At 35.1% G+C, this 14,459-nt stretch carries 14 protein-coding genes; 6 read left to right on the forward strand and 8 right to left on the reverse strand.

Going from position 1 to position 14,459, the window contains the following annotated elements; all coding sequences use genetic code 11:
• Nucleotides 1-32 precede the first annotated feature (32 nt).
• The gene (locus LV89_RS12415) at nt 33-623 is read right to left on the reverse strand and encodes a Crp/Fnr family transcriptional regulator (RefSeq protein ID WP_109743221.1); all 591 of its coding nucleotides are present in this window, start codon (nt 621-623) and stop codon (nt 33-35) included.
• 309 nt (nt 624-932) lie between these two features.
• Here LV89_RS12415 and LV89_RS12420 point away from each other — a divergent pair, with 309 nt between their 5' ends.
• The 3 genes from LV89_RS12420 to LV89_RS12430 all read left to right on the forward strand — a co-directional run bounded on the left by LV89_RS12420 (nt 933) and on the right by LV89_RS12430 (nt 5,240).
• Nucleotides 933-1,946 carry a zinc-binding alcohol dehydrogenase family protein gene (locus tag LV89_RS12420; protein ID WP_109743222.1) on the forward strand — a complete coding sequence of 338 codons (1,014 nt, stop codon included), beginning with the start codon at nt 933-935 and terminating at the stop codon, nt 1,944-1,946.
• A 296-nt stretch (nt 1,947-2,242) separates the two neighbouring features.
• On the forward strand, nt 2,243-4,171 hold the full coding sequence (locus LV89_RS12425; RefSeq protein WP_109743223.1) for an HsdM family class I SAM-dependent methyltransferase: 1,929 nt from the start codon (nt 2,243-2,245) through the stop codon (nt 4,169-4,171).
• A 1-nt stretch (nt 4,172) separates the two neighbouring features.
• Nucleotides 4,173-5,240 (forward strand): restriction endonuclease subunit S, encoded by a 1,068-nt coding sequence (locus LV89_RS12430; RefSeq protein ID WP_109743224.1) that lies wholly within the window; start codon nt 4,173-4,175, stop codon nt 5,238-5,240.
• A 79-nt stretch (nt 5,241-5,319) separates the two neighbouring features.
• Here LV89_RS12430 and rho read toward each other — a convergent pair whose 3' ends face one another.
• Nucleotides 5,320-7,029 (reverse strand): transcription termination factor Rho, encoded by a 1,710-nt coding sequence (rho, locus tag LV89_RS12435; protein ID WP_109743225.1) that lies wholly within the window; start codon nt 7,027-7,029, stop codon nt 5,320-5,322.
• 378 nt (nt 7,030-7,407) lie between these two features.
• Between rho and LV89_RS12440 the strand changes: the two genes are divergently transcribed.
• Together LV89_RS12440 and LV89_RS12445 are read left to right on the forward strand one after the other, a co-directional pair.
• The gene (locus tag LV89_RS12440; protein WP_109743226.1) at nt 7,408-7,656 is read left to right on the forward strand and encodes a hypothetical protein; all 249 of its coding nucleotides are present in this window, start codon (nt 7,408-7,410) and stop codon (nt 7,654-7,656) included.
• 160 nt (nt 7,657-7,816) lie between these two features.
• A complete protein-coding gene (locus tag LV89_RS12445; RefSeq protein WP_109743227.1) occupies nt 7,817-8,878 on the forward strand; it encodes an NAD-dependent epimerase/dehydratase family protein in 1,062 nt (353 codons plus the stop codon).
• 19 nt (nt 8,879-8,897) lie between these two features.
• Here LV89_RS12445 and LV89_RS12450 read toward each other — a convergent pair whose 3' ends face one another.
• The 5 genes from LV89_RS12450 to LV89_RS12470 form a co-directional block, all read right to left on the reverse strand.
• On the reverse strand, nt 8,898-9,089 hold the full coding sequence (locus LV89_RS12450) for a hypothetical protein (RefSeq protein WP_109743228.1): 192 nt from the start codon (nt 9,087-9,089) through the stop codon (nt 8,898-8,900).
• A gap of 13 nt (nt 9,090-9,102) precedes the next feature.
• The gene (locus LV89_RS12455) at nt 9,103-9,582 is read right to left on the reverse strand and encodes a DUF6934 family protein (protein WP_109743229.1); all 480 of its coding nucleotides are present in this window, start codon (nt 9,580-9,582) and stop codon (nt 9,103-9,105) included.
• A gap of 103 nt (nt 9,583-9,685) precedes the next feature.
• Entirely contained in the window at nt 9,686-10,345 is a 660-nt protein-coding gene (locus tag LV89_RS12460; protein ID WP_109743230.1) for a LysM peptidoglycan-binding domain-containing protein, read from the reverse strand.
• Nucleotides 10,346-10,406: 61 nt separating this feature from the next.
• A complete protein-coding gene (gene purE / locus LV89_RS12465; RefSeq protein ID WP_109743231.1) occupies nt 10,407-10,889 on the reverse strand; it encodes a 5-(carboxyamino)imidazole ribonucleotide mutase in 483 nt (160 codons plus the stop codon).
• A gap of 87 nt (nt 10,890-10,976) precedes the next feature.
• Nucleotides 10,977-12,098: a 5-(carboxyamino)imidazole ribonucleotide synthase gene (locus LV89_RS12470; RefSeq protein ID WP_109743232.1), complete on the reverse strand. Its 1,122-nt coding sequence runs from the start codon at nt 12,096-12,098 to the stop codon at nt 10,977-10,979.
• Nucleotides 12,099-12,280: 182 nt separating this feature from the next.
• On the opposite strand from LV89_RS12470, the gene LV89_RS12475 reads away from it, so the two are divergent.
• Nucleotides 12,281-12,853: a DUF6580 family putative transport protein gene (locus LV89_RS12475; protein ID WP_109743233.1), complete on the forward strand. Its 573-nt coding sequence runs from the start codon at nt 12,281-12,283 to the stop codon at nt 12,851-12,853.
• Nucleotides 12,854-13,074: 221 nt separating this feature from the next.
• Here LV89_RS12475 and der read toward each other — a convergent pair whose 3' ends face one another.
• Nucleotides 13,075-14,397: a ribosome biogenesis GTPase Der gene (gene der / locus LV89_RS12480; RefSeq protein WP_109743234.1), complete on the reverse strand. Its 1,323-nt coding sequence runs from the start codon at nt 14,395-14,397 to the stop codon at nt 13,075-13,077.
• Nucleotides 14,398-14,459 lie beyond the last annotated feature (62 nt).

Genomic DNA, 14,459 nt, shown 5'->3' on the forward strand with positions numbered 1-14,459 from the left:
TCGAAGCCAAAGCATTGAACTATGACAAGAAATTAACGTTTCGTTGCCATTTTTGCTCTAATTTTACTCAGAAACTCCGCTGAAATTCCCAAATAAGCAGCGATATAATGTTGAGCTACTCGTTGAGCAACGGACGGATAACGTTCCAAAAACTCAACATAGCGGTCGTGGGCAGGTTTTGCAATAGTATTTACCAAACGATTTTGAGTAACCGACAAATTTCGCTGAACCATTAATCTAAAAACACGCTCAAATTGTGGAATTTTAGCCAATAATTCTTCTTTTGCTTCGTGCGTAAGTATGAGTAATTCACAATTTTCTAACGTCTCGATATACAATTTACTGGGCGTTTGCTCATGAAAACTGGCAATGTCACTGACCCACCAATCTTCTACGGCAAATTGTAGGATAACCTCCGCACCATTTTCGTCCATACAAAAAGTACGAATACAACCTTTGAGAATATAGGCTTCAAAATTGCAAATTTCCCCTTCACGCAAAAGCATGGTTTTCTTTTTTACCGTTTTTTGTTGCAATAAACTATCAAAAAGCTGAATTTCGGTTTCTGAAAAAACGGCACATTTATTAACATATTGATTGATAGCGTTGAAAGTAGATTGCATGGTTGAATGGCTTTATAAAGAAGCGTTTGGATTTAGAAATAATGATTGAAATCAATCTCGAATAAAAATATCTGTCGGAGATAAGTTTCTATTTAGTACCTGTACTGGTTCGTTAAGTTGTACTCAAATCCAATTCAAGTACCCGTTATAAAATAGTTTATGTTTTATTTTAGGATAATCTATTTATTATCAATGTATTATGGTAATAAATCCTAATGCCTAAATCCCAACACCTACTTTATAAACTGAAAATTACCTTTAGAAAATCTATTAAACAAACCCTCAAATCAATATTTAAGAATATAATTTATGAAAACATTAGTTTGCAATACTCCTAAACAATTTGAATATAAAGAAGGAGAAAAACCTCAACTTACTGAGGGCTATGCGATTTTAAAAGTTAAAAGAATTGGTATTTGTGGAACAGATTTGCACGCCTTTGAAGGCACCCAACCATTTTTTAGTTATCCTCGAATTTTAGGACATGAGTTGGCTTGTGAAATCGTTGAAATTGAAGAAAATCCTGATTTTTCGGTGGGTGATGCTGTTACTTTTATTCCATATTTCAACTGCGAAAAATGCGTAGCTTGTCGCAATGGGAAACCAAATTGTTGTACTGATATTCAAGTTTTTGGCGTGCATATTGATGGTGGAATGGCAGAATATATCCGTGTGCCAATCAGGCTTTTGATTGCCAGCGAAGGACTTTCTTTTGATGAATTGGCATTGGTTGAACCTTTAGCAATTGGGGCTCATGGCGTAAGACGTGCCGATGTACAAACAGATGAGTTTGTGTTAATTGTAGGTGCAGGACCAATCGGTTTGGGGTGTATGGAATTTGCCCGAATAGCAGGAGCAAAAGTGATTGCTTTAGACGTAAATGAGTCGAGATTGAATTTCTGCAAAGAAAAATTAGGCGTTGATTTTACCATAAATGCAATTGCTGAAAATGTTTTTGAGAGATTACAAGAAATCACCAATAACGATATGCCAACTGTCATTATTGATGCTACGGGCAATCAAAAAGCGATTTTGAATGCTTTTCAATACTTAGCACATGGCGGAAGATATGTTTTAGTAGGTTTGCAAAAAGGCGAAATTTCATTCAGTCACCCCGAATTTCATAAACGAGAATCGACCTTGATGAGTAGTAGAAATGCCACTCGCCAAGATTTTGAAAAAGTGGTTAATTCAATGAAAAAAGGTTTAGTAAAGCCAACAACTTATATAACTCACAGAGTTTCTTTTGACCAAGTAAAAGATAATTTTGAGTCGTGGCTTGACCCTAAAAATGGGGTTATTAAAGCGGTTGTAGAGGTTTGAAAATAAGAAATCTAATCGCTTAAATATTCTTTATCCTCATTTTTGATATATCTTTGCAAAAAACGAAAACAACCAATTTATCGAATAAAAAACGAAAAAGACATATAAATTTTAGCGTTTAGCTTAAAAATCCTGCCCAATCAAAACCTGAGAAATTTTGTAGCACAGCGGGAAACGGAGCAAGAAACGTCATGCGGTATGTGTGACGTTACTTCGTTTTGCTGTGCAGGTCTTCTCAGGTACCTTGATGGGCAAACAAGTAACGTTCACGCTATTTTTATGCCCTTTCTGACCGTATGGCGAAAACCCGAATAACAAACGAAAAAGTAACTGATTTTTTTATAGGCAAATTACTTGATTTAGCGAGTATCAAGTTTACTCCTAATAGTAGTAGTATCATCGAAATTCAAGATGCTCTAAAAAGTGCTTCAAAGAAAGGAAATGGAAAAGCTGGCTTTCCTGATTTTGTAGGAAAATCGAAAGATTTTATCCTTGTTATTGAAGATAAAGCCGAATTAGATAAACAAGTATATTATCAAGATGATGAAAAAAAATCATTGTCTATGGATGCCCATGCTATTATCAATTATGCAGAAAATGGTGCATTGCATTATGCTAATGAAATAATACAAAAAACTGGCTTCAAAAAAGTATTTGCTTTTGGCTGTTCTGGGGATGAAAAACACCATGTTATTAAACCTTTGTTTGTAGATGAACATGGTTATAAAATGCTTAAAGAAGTTGAAAATTTTGAGAACTTCTCTGAGCAAAATATCGAAAAATATTACCGAGAACAAGTATTAGGAGAAACTCCACCAGAAACGCTTGCACTTGAAGAAGTCCTAAAAAAATCTGCCGAACTCCACGAAGCTCTTCGTAATTATGGGCAATTAGGTGATTCCGAAAAACCGTTGGTTGTTTCTGCGATTCTTTTAGCTTTACAAGAACCGTCTTTCTCTTTGGATGCCCTGACAGGCGATACCATTAAAACAGATGGGCAAAAGATTTTTGATGCCCTTTCTACTTATATGGTACGTGTAGAGGTAAGACCAGAAACCAAAAAAGAACAGGTTTTGAGTCAATTCAATATCATTAAAGACCGTACTCTCCTCAATCAGGTAGATGAACGCCTAAAAAATAAAGATTCAGAATTAGGGAAAACACCTTTGAAATACTTTACTGAATTTCTTAGTAAAAATATTCTTTCTACCGTCGTCGCTAATTCTACGGAAGATGTTTTAGGACGTTTTTATGGCGAATTTATTAGGTATAGCGGAGGTGATGGACAGACTTTGGGCGTAGTCTTGACTCCAAGCCATATCACCGAATTATTCTGTGATTTGATAGATTTAAAACCTACCGATATTGTATTTGACCCATGCTGTGGAACAGGTGGTTTCTTGATTGCAGCCATGCACAAAATGCTTGAAAAAGCAAAGCCAGAGGAAAGAGAGATAATCAAAAAAGATAGAATTCATGGTATTGAGATTAGAGAGGATATGTTCTCTATTGCCACGACCAATATGATTCTTAGAGGTGATGGAAAAAGTAATCTTATCAAAGACGATTTCTTGAAACAAGATGTAAAAAAACTAAGACAGTTTAACCTCTCTGTAGGCTTTATCAATCCTCCTTACTCGCAATCTAAAGGAAAAGATACTGCCCATCTCTCTGAAATTCATTTCATTAAACATATTTTAGATAGTTTAGCCGATGGAGGAAGATGTGTAGTAATTGTTCCACAATCAACAATGGTAGGGAAAACAAAAGAGGATAAATTAGTAAAAAAGAGAATTCTACAAGACCATACCTTAGAAGGAGTAATAACGCTTAACAAAGAAACCTTTTATGGCGTAGGCACAAACCCTTGTATTGCCATTTTTACGGCTCACAAACCCCACTCTACTAAAAAATACTGCAAATTTATCAACTACGAAGACGATGGTTTTATCATTCGTAAGCATGTTGGACTTATAGAAACCGAGCGAGCAAAAGAACGCAAAGCTCATCTTATCAACTGTTGGTTACATGATGCTCCTGCTGAAAGTAAATTTATGGTAAAAACCACAATTGATGCAGATGATGAATGGCTACATTCTTTCTATTATTTCAATGATGAAATACCCAAAGATGAAGATTTTGAAAAAACAATTGCCGATTACCTAACTTTTGAGTTTAGTATGATTGCACAAGGAAGAGGCTATTTATTTGAAAACACTTTATAACATGGAAAAGCAGCTAAAAGATGTTAACTGGGGAGAGTTTTATCTCAAAGATATTTTCAAAGATATTCAAAGAGGAAAAAGGTTAAAAAAAAATAACCATATAGAAGGTAAAATTCCATATATATCCTCTACAGGCATTAATAATGGTGTTGATAATTTCGTTGGGAATATAAATAACGTTCGTATTTTCTCGAATTGTCTAACTATTGCTAATAGTGGAAGTGTTGGTGTTAGTTTTTATCAATCATTTTACTTCGTAGCAAGTGACCATATAACTAAATTGAAAAATGAAAATTTTGAAAAGTACGTTTATCTTTTTCTTTCGATGATTGTTTCTCAATTAGGTGAAAAATATAGCTTCAACAGAGAGATAAATGACAGTAGAATTTATAAAGAAAGAATTCTCCTACCAATGACACCTCAAGAGCAACCAGATTATGTCTTCATGGAGGAGTATATGCGAGAAAAAGAACAGGAGAAAATAAATGCGTTTCAAAAACAGATTGCCCAAAGGATTGTTGAAGTAAAGAATTATAAAGAAGTAATACCACTTTCTGAAAAGGAGTGGAAAGCGTTTAAAATTGGAGACTTATTTATCAAATTGGAACAAGGAAAGTCCAAAGGATTGAATCATTTAAGAAAGACTAATTTGGGGGTCAATTATTTGGGAGCAACTAACTTAAATAACGGTGTACTTTGTCAAGTAGAAAAGCAAAATAACTTAATTCAAAAGGGCAATTCAATAGCTTTTATCAGAAATGGAGAAGGCTCAATGGGGTATGCTATATATAAACTCGAAGATTTTATCGCAACGTCTGATATAAGTGTCGGGTATAGTCCCGAATTAAACAGATATGTAGGACTATTCATTACGACTGTGGCAGATAGAGTAAGAGGTAAATATAATTTTGGCTATAAACGTAGTGGTGAAAGATTGAGAAAAGAAAGTATTCTTCTTCCAATAAACACTAATGGACAACCTGATTATGAATACATGGAGCATTACATAAAAAAGATAGAATACCAAAAGCTGATGGCGTTTTTAGAGATGAAGAAGATTTCGCTATAGGGTTAATCTTAAACTCAAAAAACCGCTTCAAAACCCAATAAAGGCTTTTGAAGCGGTTTTTTGTAACCAAAACAAAAATCTATCTATTCATCGAAACCAAGAACTCTTCATTCGTTCTTGTTCCTTTCATTTGCTGTTGTAAAAACTCCATGGCTTCCACAGAGTTCATATCGCTCATGTGTTTACGCAAAATCCATACACGTTGAAGCGTTTCTTTATCCATCAATAAATCTTCTCTACGTGTACCAGATGCCGTAACGTCAATTGCAGGATACATTCTACGGTTCGATAACTTACGGTCAAGTTGGAGTTCCATGTTACCCGTACCCTTGAATTCTTCAAAGATAACTTCGTCCATTTTAGAACCTGTATCAATCAAAGCCGTTGCGATGATGGTCAATGAACCACCATTTTCAACATTACGAGCCGCTCCGAAGAAACGTTTTGGTTTGTGAAGAGCATTCGCATCAACCCCACCCGATAAAATCTTACCCGATGAAGGAACGACTGTATTATACGCACGAGCCAAACGAGTAATTGAATCCAATAAAATCACCACGTCGTGACCACACTCAACCATACGTTTTGCTTTTTCCAAAACAATACTTGCCACTTTTACATGGCGTTCAGCTTGTTCATCAAAAGTTGAAGAAATTACTTCTGCACGTACACTACGTTGCATATCTGTTACCTCTTCAGGACGTTCATCAATCAATAAAATCAATAAATAAACTTCTGGGTGATTTTTAGAAATGGCATTCGCAATTTCCTTTAAAAGCACCGTTTTACCCGTTTTAGGTTGTGCCACAATCATACCACGTTGACCTTTACCGATTGGAGCAAATAAGTCTAATATACGTGTTGAATATTGGTCTGGACGAGAAGATAATCTTAATTTTTCTTCTGGGAAAAGTGGCGTTAAATATTCAAATGGAATTCTATCACGAATTTCTTCGGTAGTCTTTCCGTTGACAGACTCTACTCTTAAAAGGGCAAAATATTTCTCTCCTTCTTTCGGTGGACGAATTGCCCCACGAACGGTATCACCTGTTTTCAAACCAAATAATTTGATTTGTGATGGAGACACATAAATATCATCGGGAGAAGCCAAATAGTTATAATCTGCCGAACGCAAGAATCCATAACCACCATCTTGCATAATTTCCAAAACACCTTCATTTTCAATAATTCCATCAAATTCTCTAATGGCTTGATTGTAAATAGGTTTTTTGAAATTGCTATTTGATTGTCTGGTTTCTGGACGAGTTTCTGGTTCTTGTGGTAAGCCAGAAGTTTCATCAGGTGTGATGAAAGATGTATCTACTGAAAAATCTTCTTCAATATCAGAAGGGAAATCAACGATTGGTTCTTCGTCAAACTCATAACTTAATGATTCAGCGGGAGTTTCAGAAGTATTTGCAGTAGGTTTTGCTTCACGAACTGCCTTTGTTTTTGTTTGGTCAGGTATATACGCAGGCTCATTAACTGCCACAGATTCGATAGTCGAGACTTCGTTTTCATCTTTAGAAATACGTTGTCTTTTAGGCCGTGGTGCGTCAGACTTTGAGGCGGATTCTTTTCTTACCTTTCTTTCGGTTTTATTATCGTCTTGCATGATGTTGTTGCTGGCAGGTTTACGGTCTGTTATTGGCATTACCGCCTGTTTATTAAGTATTTTGTAGATAAGTTCTTGCTTAGGAAGGTTAATTATTTCAGGGATAGCATACTTTTGGGCAAGTTCACGAAGCTCTGAAATGAGCATCATCTCTAATTCTTCAATTTTATACATAAAAATTTATTATCGAAAACTTACAAAGCAAACACTTTGTTGTTTGGTGGTTAAGTAAAGAAAAATTCTTTGAAAAATGTAAAGATTAAAATCAAATTGGGAAATCTTGGTACGAGATGGATGTTTGACGTTAATCTCTTGTTAATCAGAGTTTTAACGGGAGAAATCACAGGTTAGTGAAATGTTCTGCAATGATAATACCAATATTTGGGATTATCAAGATTTTTTTTAATTATTTAGGATTATTCTGTATTTTACCGTAAAAATATAGTCTTTTTACAGAAAATATTTCAAAAGATGTTTAATAATACAGAGGCAATTTTTTTAATTAAGGATACTGCACTAAATTTGCATAATTAAAAACAGAATTTTACGAAAATGAATCGCAAAAATATTTTAACCATCGCTGGGATTGCTCTATTAGCAACAGCTTGTAATTATCAGAAAAACAACACTATCAAGCAGGCAGACCTCAACGAAAATGATGCGTATGTTTATGGAGTTCATCCAGATTCTGCAGCACGTCAGACTAAAAATAAATATGCTTCTAAGCCTGAGAATGAAGTAAGAGCTAATAAAATTCGTGAAAAATTATTTAGCGATAGCACTAACGCTCAAGGTAACTAATTTAGTAATTAGCAACTGGTTTACAGCTTTTTAAAATATTACAAAAAAGCGTTGCGGTATAACTTCGTAACGCTTTTTGTATTACAAATAAGTTCAATTGAGAATATAAATATCTGTATTTCTAACTTGGACTCAAATCTTATAACTCATAAACTTACGTATGAACATTGCACTTGTAACGGGTTCAGCGGGCTTAATTGGTAGTGAAGCCGTTAACTTTTTTTCAGATAAGTTTGATTTAGTGATTGGCGTTGATAATAATATGCGTCAATATTTCTTCGGTGAAGAGGCTTCTACGGCTTGGAATCGTAGTCGTTTAGAAGAAAAATATTCTAATTATAAACACTATCAGGCAGATATTCGTGAAGTATCTCAATTAGAAGTTATTTTCAAAGAATACGGAACTGATATTAAATGTGTTTTGCATACAGCTGCACAACCTTCGCATGACTGGGCTGCCAAAGAACCGTTTACTGATTTCTCAGTAAATGCAAACGGTACGCTAAATATGTTGGAAATGACTCGTCTGCACTGTCCAGAAGCGGTGTTTATTTTCACATCAACTAACAAGGTTTATGGAGATAATCCAAATTACTTGCCATTGATTGAAACTGAAACTCGTTTTGAAATTGATGCAAACCACCCATATTTTGAGAATGGTATCGACGAATTACACAGTATCGACCATACGAAACACTCATTATTTGGTGCGTCTAAAGTAGCGGCTGACGTATTGGTTCAAGAATATGGTCGTTATTTTGGAATGAAAACTGGTGTTTTCCGTGGAGGATGCTTAACAGGTCCAAATCACTCAGGAACGCAATTACACGGTTTCTTGGCGTATTTGATGAAATGTGCTATTACAGGAAATCACTATACAATATTTGGGTATAAAGGCAAACAAGTTCGTGATAATATTCACTCTTACGATTTAGTAAATATGTTCTGGCATTTTTACCAAAACCCACGTTCTGGCGAAGTTTATAACGCAGGTGGTGGACGTTTTGCAAACTGCTCAATGTTGGAAGGAATTGCTATTTGTGAAGAAATTACAGGTAAGAAAATGAGTTATAGCTATTCAGAAACAAACCGTATTGGTGACCATATTTGGTATATTTCTGATTTATCTAAATTTAAAGCTCATTATCCAACTTGGAATTGGACATTTGGTTTGAATGAAACCTTACAACAAATCCACGACGGTATCGCTTCGAGATTGTAAATAATAAAAAATCCTCTGTTTAACTGACAGAGGATTTTTTATTGATTTTGGTCATTATTTCTTTGGGTAATCCATATTTTTGTATAGTTTGGATAGCTTCATCTAACTGTTTTTTGAAAATAACTTTATCTTCTAAATAATCAAGTGCAGGGTTGTACTTACTTTTGGGGAAATTCTGCTCTGATTTAATATTTCTGTTTGCTGTTTTCATGTTACTAAAATAATTAATCTTTCTGTGAAATCAAAAAAGCTATATAGTTTTTATCTACTACAAATATTTCCCAACCAGTATCGGTTAATCCAAAAATATCGGCAACTTTATTGATTTCGGTAAAATACCTATTCATCCTCATTTGATATAATCTTGTTCTGAGTGGCTTTTCCCCTAATGGTTGGCTACCCTTGAAATACAAAAAAGCATCAGGGTATTCTTCCCAAAATTCATTTGTTGTATTGGCTACTGTAGCTAACACCTTATCTGTATCACCATTATTACTTGTTATTTGGTCGTTAAAATCTTTTATTGCGTCATCCCAATCACCAAACCCCAAATTATATACTTTTATTTCAGAAGGTAAACCAATAAATGCGGGATTTAATTTACTATATTCTACTACCTTTACTATTGTTTTTTGTCCAATACTTTCAAAAATGTAGGTTAACTTATTAATAGATGCTTCTGTTGTATATTTTTCTAATTTCATTAGCTGTAAATAATTTATCTATGACAAAATTTCTTTTCTCATACTCAAAAAAAAACCTCCCTCTTGTAGATTAGAGAGAGGTGATGAGAAATATATCTAAAACCTATTGCAACGGGATAATTAATTTTTCTCCACGTTCAGCCATATCTTTTGTTTTCTTGTTTGCATCTATCAAGGCCTGTTTGCTAATACCATATTTTTGAGCAACAACTCGAAGGACATCTCCAGCACCTACGGTATGGATGGTTCTAATTTTAACCTTCAATTTTGTTACACCTACTTTAATACCCTCAGGTTTTACATCAGGATTAAGTGTTTGAAGCGTTGCTTTGCTAATATTGTAACGGTTTGCAATACCAAAAAAAGTTTCTCCCGACTGTACGGTATGAGTTATCGTTTCTCCTTTTGGTATTTCTGTCTTTTTCACTGGTTTTTCCTTCTCACTTTCCTTTTTCTCTTTTGGCTCAACCGTTTTCTTTTCTTCTGGGTCTTCTGAAACTTCTTTCTTCTTTTCGTCTGTTGCAACATTGTCGCCTGTTTCTTCAAGAGGAGGAGGAATAACGACTTCTTCATTATTTTGTCCAGACATTGCTACTGAGTTTGGACTCTTGCTAACGAGTTCTTCATCTTTTGTAGAGCTGTTTCTTACAGACTGCCAACCCACATAAAGTAGGGCAATTACCATAGCAATTAATACAAATAGCGTAATAGTGGGAAGTTTTGAAGTTTCTTCAACGGGGCGAGGATTACGGTTTTCTTCCATAATAACGTTTTTTACGAGTAAGGAGGTTATGAGTGAGTACGAAATTTAACTTCTGAAAAAATTATTTATTTCTTAATTCCGAAACCATTTCCGCTACTTTATCACTCAATTCTGTTTTATATTTTTGCAATTTAATAGCAATTTCCTGATTTTCAATACCTATCATCTGAATTGCTAAAATTCCTGCATTTTTTGCTCCGTTTAAAGCAACTGTCGCAACGGGTACACCTGATGGCATTTGAAGAATAGACAAAACTGAGTCCCAACCATCAATAGAATTGGAAGATTTTACAGGTACACCAATAACTGGTAAAGTGGTAACTGATGCTACCATTCCCGGTAAATGAGCTGCTCCGCCTGCACCTGCAATGATGACTTTTACGCCACGTTCACGTGCTGTTTGGGCATATTCTACCATTTTCAAAGGAGTACGGTGAGCCGAAACGATGTCGATTTCGTAAGCTACGCCAAATTGTTTACAAATTTCTACGGCTTCTTCCATGACTTTTAAGTCTGAAATACTACCCATGATGATTCCTACCATTTTTATATAAGGATGTTTATTTACAGCAAAGTTAATTTTAAAAACTGAAAAACCCTTTGAATACCTAAATTCAAAGGGTTTTATACTTTATGCTACGACCTTCAAAGTTTCTTTTACCTTTGAAACTTTAGCTTTTAGACTTTCTAAATCTTCATCTACAACGGTAATATGTCCCATTTTACGGAATGGTTTGGTTATTTTTTTTCCGTATAAAAATGGATATACTCCCGATATACTAAGACTTTCCTCCATGCCTTGATACTTTGCTTCACCTGTGAAACCGTCTTCACCCAAAAGATTTACCATTGCCGCTTTTGAATGTGCGGTAGTATCGCCCAAAGGCAATCCTAAAACAGCTCTGAGGTGTTGCTCAAATTGTGAAGTATGATTTGCTCTGATGGTATGATGCCCGCTGTTGTGTGTGCGTGGAGCAACTTCATTGATAAGAATTTGTCCATCTTTAGTCAAAAACATTTCTACCGCCAACAAACCGACAATGCCTAATTTTGCTGCCGTTTCAATGGCAATTTTGCAAGCTTCATCATGAATTTGGGTTGAAACTTCAGCAGGAGCGAAAAGATATTCTACCAAATTATGAACAGGATGAAAAACACATTCAACCGTTGGGAAAGTCTTGATTTCTCCGTGTTCGTTACGAGCTACGATTACGGCAATTTCTTTGTCGAAATCAATGGCTTTTTCTAATAAACTGGGTTCTGTGAATGCTAATGAAATATCTGCTTCGGAAGATAATTTTTGTACGCCACGACCATCATAACCGCCTTTTCCTAATTTATTGAAGGCAGGTAAAAAGTCAATGTTTTGCTTAATGTCCTCAATAGAATCGGTCAAGATAAAATCGGAAGTAGGCAGGTTATTATCTTGATAAAATTGCTTTTGAATACGTTTATCCTGAATAATTTCTAACACTTCGGGTTGAGGAAATACTTTTTTCCCTTCCGCTTGTAATTTTTTAAGAGCTTCAAGATTGACATTTTCAATTTCGATGGTAATCACATCACAATCTTGCCCAAATTGATAAACGGTATCAAAGTCTAAGAAAGAACCCACCACAAATTCGGGGGCAATTTTGGCACAAGGAGCGTCTGGGTCTGGGTCAAGTGATTTTACATGAATATCTAAATCCATAGCAGCTTGGAGCAACATTTTACCCAATTGTCCGCCACCTAATAATCCTAATTTTTGCATTTTTTTAGCGATATGCTATAAGCGATATGCTGTAAGCGGTCGGACTCATAGAAAAAGCCTATTGCTTAAAGCCTGTGCGTAGAGCAAACATTTATTTCCTCAAAATTACGCTGAAATCTCTAAACCTTCTTAAATTTGTAGAATAGAATTAATTAGCGACTATCAAAATCGCTTTATGTAATATGAAAAATTCAGTAAATCTTCGTTTTGGAGTAATTTCGGGAATGATATTATTAGCGGCAATTAGTCGTTTTATACCAGTGATGATACCTTCATTGTCAAATTTTTCTCCAGTTGGAGCAATGGCATTGTTCGGTGGAGCCTATTTTACTCGTAAATCTTGGGCTTTTGCAGTTCCATTATTTGCTCTTTGGATTTCTAACTTGGTATTAAATAATGTTTTTTATAAGCAATATTACCCAACATTTTCTTTTGGTTTTGAAACTACCGTTTTCATTAGTATTTCTGTGATGGTAGCTATCGGAATCGTAACGTTGAAGAAAGTGAATGTAACAAATGTATTATTAGCCAATCTTTTAGGAACGATTGCTTTTTTTACAGTATCAAACTTCTTGGTTTGGAATGGCGGAACAATGTATCCTAAAACTATGGAGGGTTTAGTTACGTGTTATACAATGGCATTACCATTTTTGAAAAATTCTTTAATGAGTAATTTATTGTTTTCGGCTGTGATGTTTGGAATGTACGAATATGCTAAAACACAAGTGAAAGAATTAGCTGTTGTTCGTGCATAATCATTTCACGAGCAAATAAAAAGCCTGCAAATTTTAAAATTTGCAGGCTTTTTTTGTTGTAATTTGTCGGAACTTGGATTGATTAGATTAATGGATTTTAAGATTTTGGTATAATAAAATCAATCTTCTGTAAAAACCAATCTACCAATTACTAATTTCCAGTAACTACTTACAATCTTCTGTAAAAACCACTCTATCAATAACCAATTTCCAGTAACCACTTACTTCTGTCTAAAGAAAATCTGAATGGGTACACCCGTAAAGTCGAAGTGTTCACGCATTTGATTTTCTAAATAACGTTCATAACTTTCACGAATATATTGTGGTAAATTACAGAACATCACAAACGATGGTGACTTAGTTGGTAATTGCGTCATGTATTTGATTTTGATGTATTTCCCTTTCCAAGCTGGTGGAGGATAATTTTCGATTACCTTCAACATCACATCGTTTAATTTTGAAGTAGGAATTTTCTTCGTTTTGTTCTCATAAACGTCCAAAATCATTTCAACTGCTTGGAAAATACGTTGTTTTTCTTTCACAGATGTAAAAATGATAGGCATATAATTTAGAGGAGCCATACGCTGACGAATTGCATCTTCCATACGCTTAGAAGTCATTGAATCTTTTTCAACCAAATCCCACTTATTAATCATCAACACGATTCCTTTTTTAGCACGGTCAGCCATTGAAATAATGTTCATGTCTTGTGCCTGTAAACCTGTCTGTAAATCAATCGTAGTAGCATCAATCAAAATAACCGCAATATCACATTCTTCCATTGCCTTGATAGTACGCAAGAATGAATAATACTCGATGTTATCTTCCATTTTTGCCTTGCGACGAATCCCAGCGGTATCGGTAATGATAAAATCCTTCCCGAACATATTATAGTGATTGTCGATAGCATCACGAGTTGTTCCCGCAATATCTGTAACAATACTTCTTTCTTTACCCAAAAGTGCATTCAAGAATGAAGATTTACCAACGTTTGGTTTTCCAAGAATAGCAATTTTGGGAATTCCTGCATTTGGATTTTCAACGCCTTCTTCTTCAAAATGACTAACTACGGCATCTAATAAATCTCCCGTTCCCGAACCACTTTCTGCGGCAATAGCGAAAGGGTCGCCCATGCCTAATTCATAAAACTCAACGGCATCCATACCTTTTTCGTAGGTATCAGCTTTGTTAGCAACGATGTAAACAGGTTTTTTTGATTTACGAAGAACTTTTGCGAAGTCTTTGTCCAAATCAGTAATACCCGTAGTACAATCCACCACGAAAAGACAAACGTCTGCTTCTTCGATTGCCAATTCTACTTGCTCACGGATAGCACCTTCAAAGGTATCTTCAGAGCCAACAACGTATCCACCCGTATCAATGACGGTGTAATATTTTCCAATCCACTCGCCGTATCCGTAGTGGCGGTCACGAGTTACCCCCGAAACGTTGTCCATGATTGCCTTTTTCTGTTCGATAAGGCGATTAAAAAGTGTTGATTTTCCCACGTTCGGGCGACCAACAATTGCAACAATATTTGACATTTTACTTGTTTTTTGAGCTGTTCCCTACAAACTGTGAATTAATTAAAAACCTAAATTTTAGT

It is taken from the genome of Arcicella aurantiaca (genome assembly GCF_003148625.1).
Lineage (GTDB): Bacteria > Bacteroidota > Bacteroidia > Cytophagales > Spirosomataceae > Arcicella > Arcicella aurantiaca.

Bases quoted from the DNA above. Each gene is read 5' to 3' on its own strand.
- LV89_RS12415 (WP_109743221.1), bottom strand. From the start codon at position 623: ATGCAATCTACTTTCAACGCTATCAATCAATATGTTAATAAATGTGCC.
- LV89_RS12420 (WP_109743222.1), top strand. From the start codon at position 933: ATGAAAACATTAGTTTGCAATACTCCTAAACAATTTGAATATAAAGAA.
- LV89_RS12425 (WP_109743223.1), top strand. From the start codon at position 2,243: ATGGCGAAAACCCGAATAACAAACGAAAAAGTAACTGATTTTTTTATA.
- LV89_RS12430 (WP_109743224.1), top strand. From the start codon at position 4,173: ATGGAAAAGCAGCTAAAAGATGTTAACTGGGGAGAGTTTTATCTCAAA.
- rho (WP_109743225.1), bottom strand. From the start codon at position 7,029: ATGTATAAAATTGAAGAATTAGAGATGATGCTCATTTCAGAGCTTCGT.
- LV89_RS12440 (WP_109743226.1), top strand. From the start codon at position 7,408: ATGAATCGCAAAAATATTTTAACCATCGCTGGGATTGCTCTATTAGCA.
- LV89_RS12445 (WP_109743227.1), top strand. From the start codon at position 7,817: ATGAACATTGCACTTGTAACGGGTTCAGCGGGCTTAATTGGTAGTGAA.
- LV89_RS12450 (WP_109743228.1), bottom strand. From the start codon at position 9,089: ATGAAAACAGCAAACAGAAATATTAAATCAGAGCAGAATTTCCCCAAA.
- LV89_RS12455 (WP_109743229.1), bottom strand. From the start codon at position 9,582: ATGAAATTAGAAAAATATACAACAGAAGCATCTATTAATAAGTTAACC.
- LV89_RS12460 (WP_109743230.1), bottom strand. From the start codon at position 10,345: ATGGAAGAAAACCGTAATCCTCGCCCCGTTGAAGAAACTTCAAAACTT.
- purE (WP_109743231.1), bottom strand. From the start codon at position 10,889: ATGGTAGGAATCATCATGGGTAGTATTTCAGACTTAAAAGTCATGGAA.
- LV89_RS12470 (WP_109743232.1), bottom strand. From the start codon at position 12,098: ATGCAAAAATTAGGATTATTAGGTGGCGGACAATTGGGTAAAATGTTG.
- LV89_RS12475 (WP_109743233.1), top strand. From the start codon at position 12,281: ATGAAAAATTCAGTAAATCTTCGTTTTGGAGTAATTTCGGGAATGATA.
- der (WP_109743234.1), bottom strand. From the start codon at position 14,397: ATGTCAAATATTGTTGCAATTGTTGGTCGCCCGAACGTGGGAAAATCA.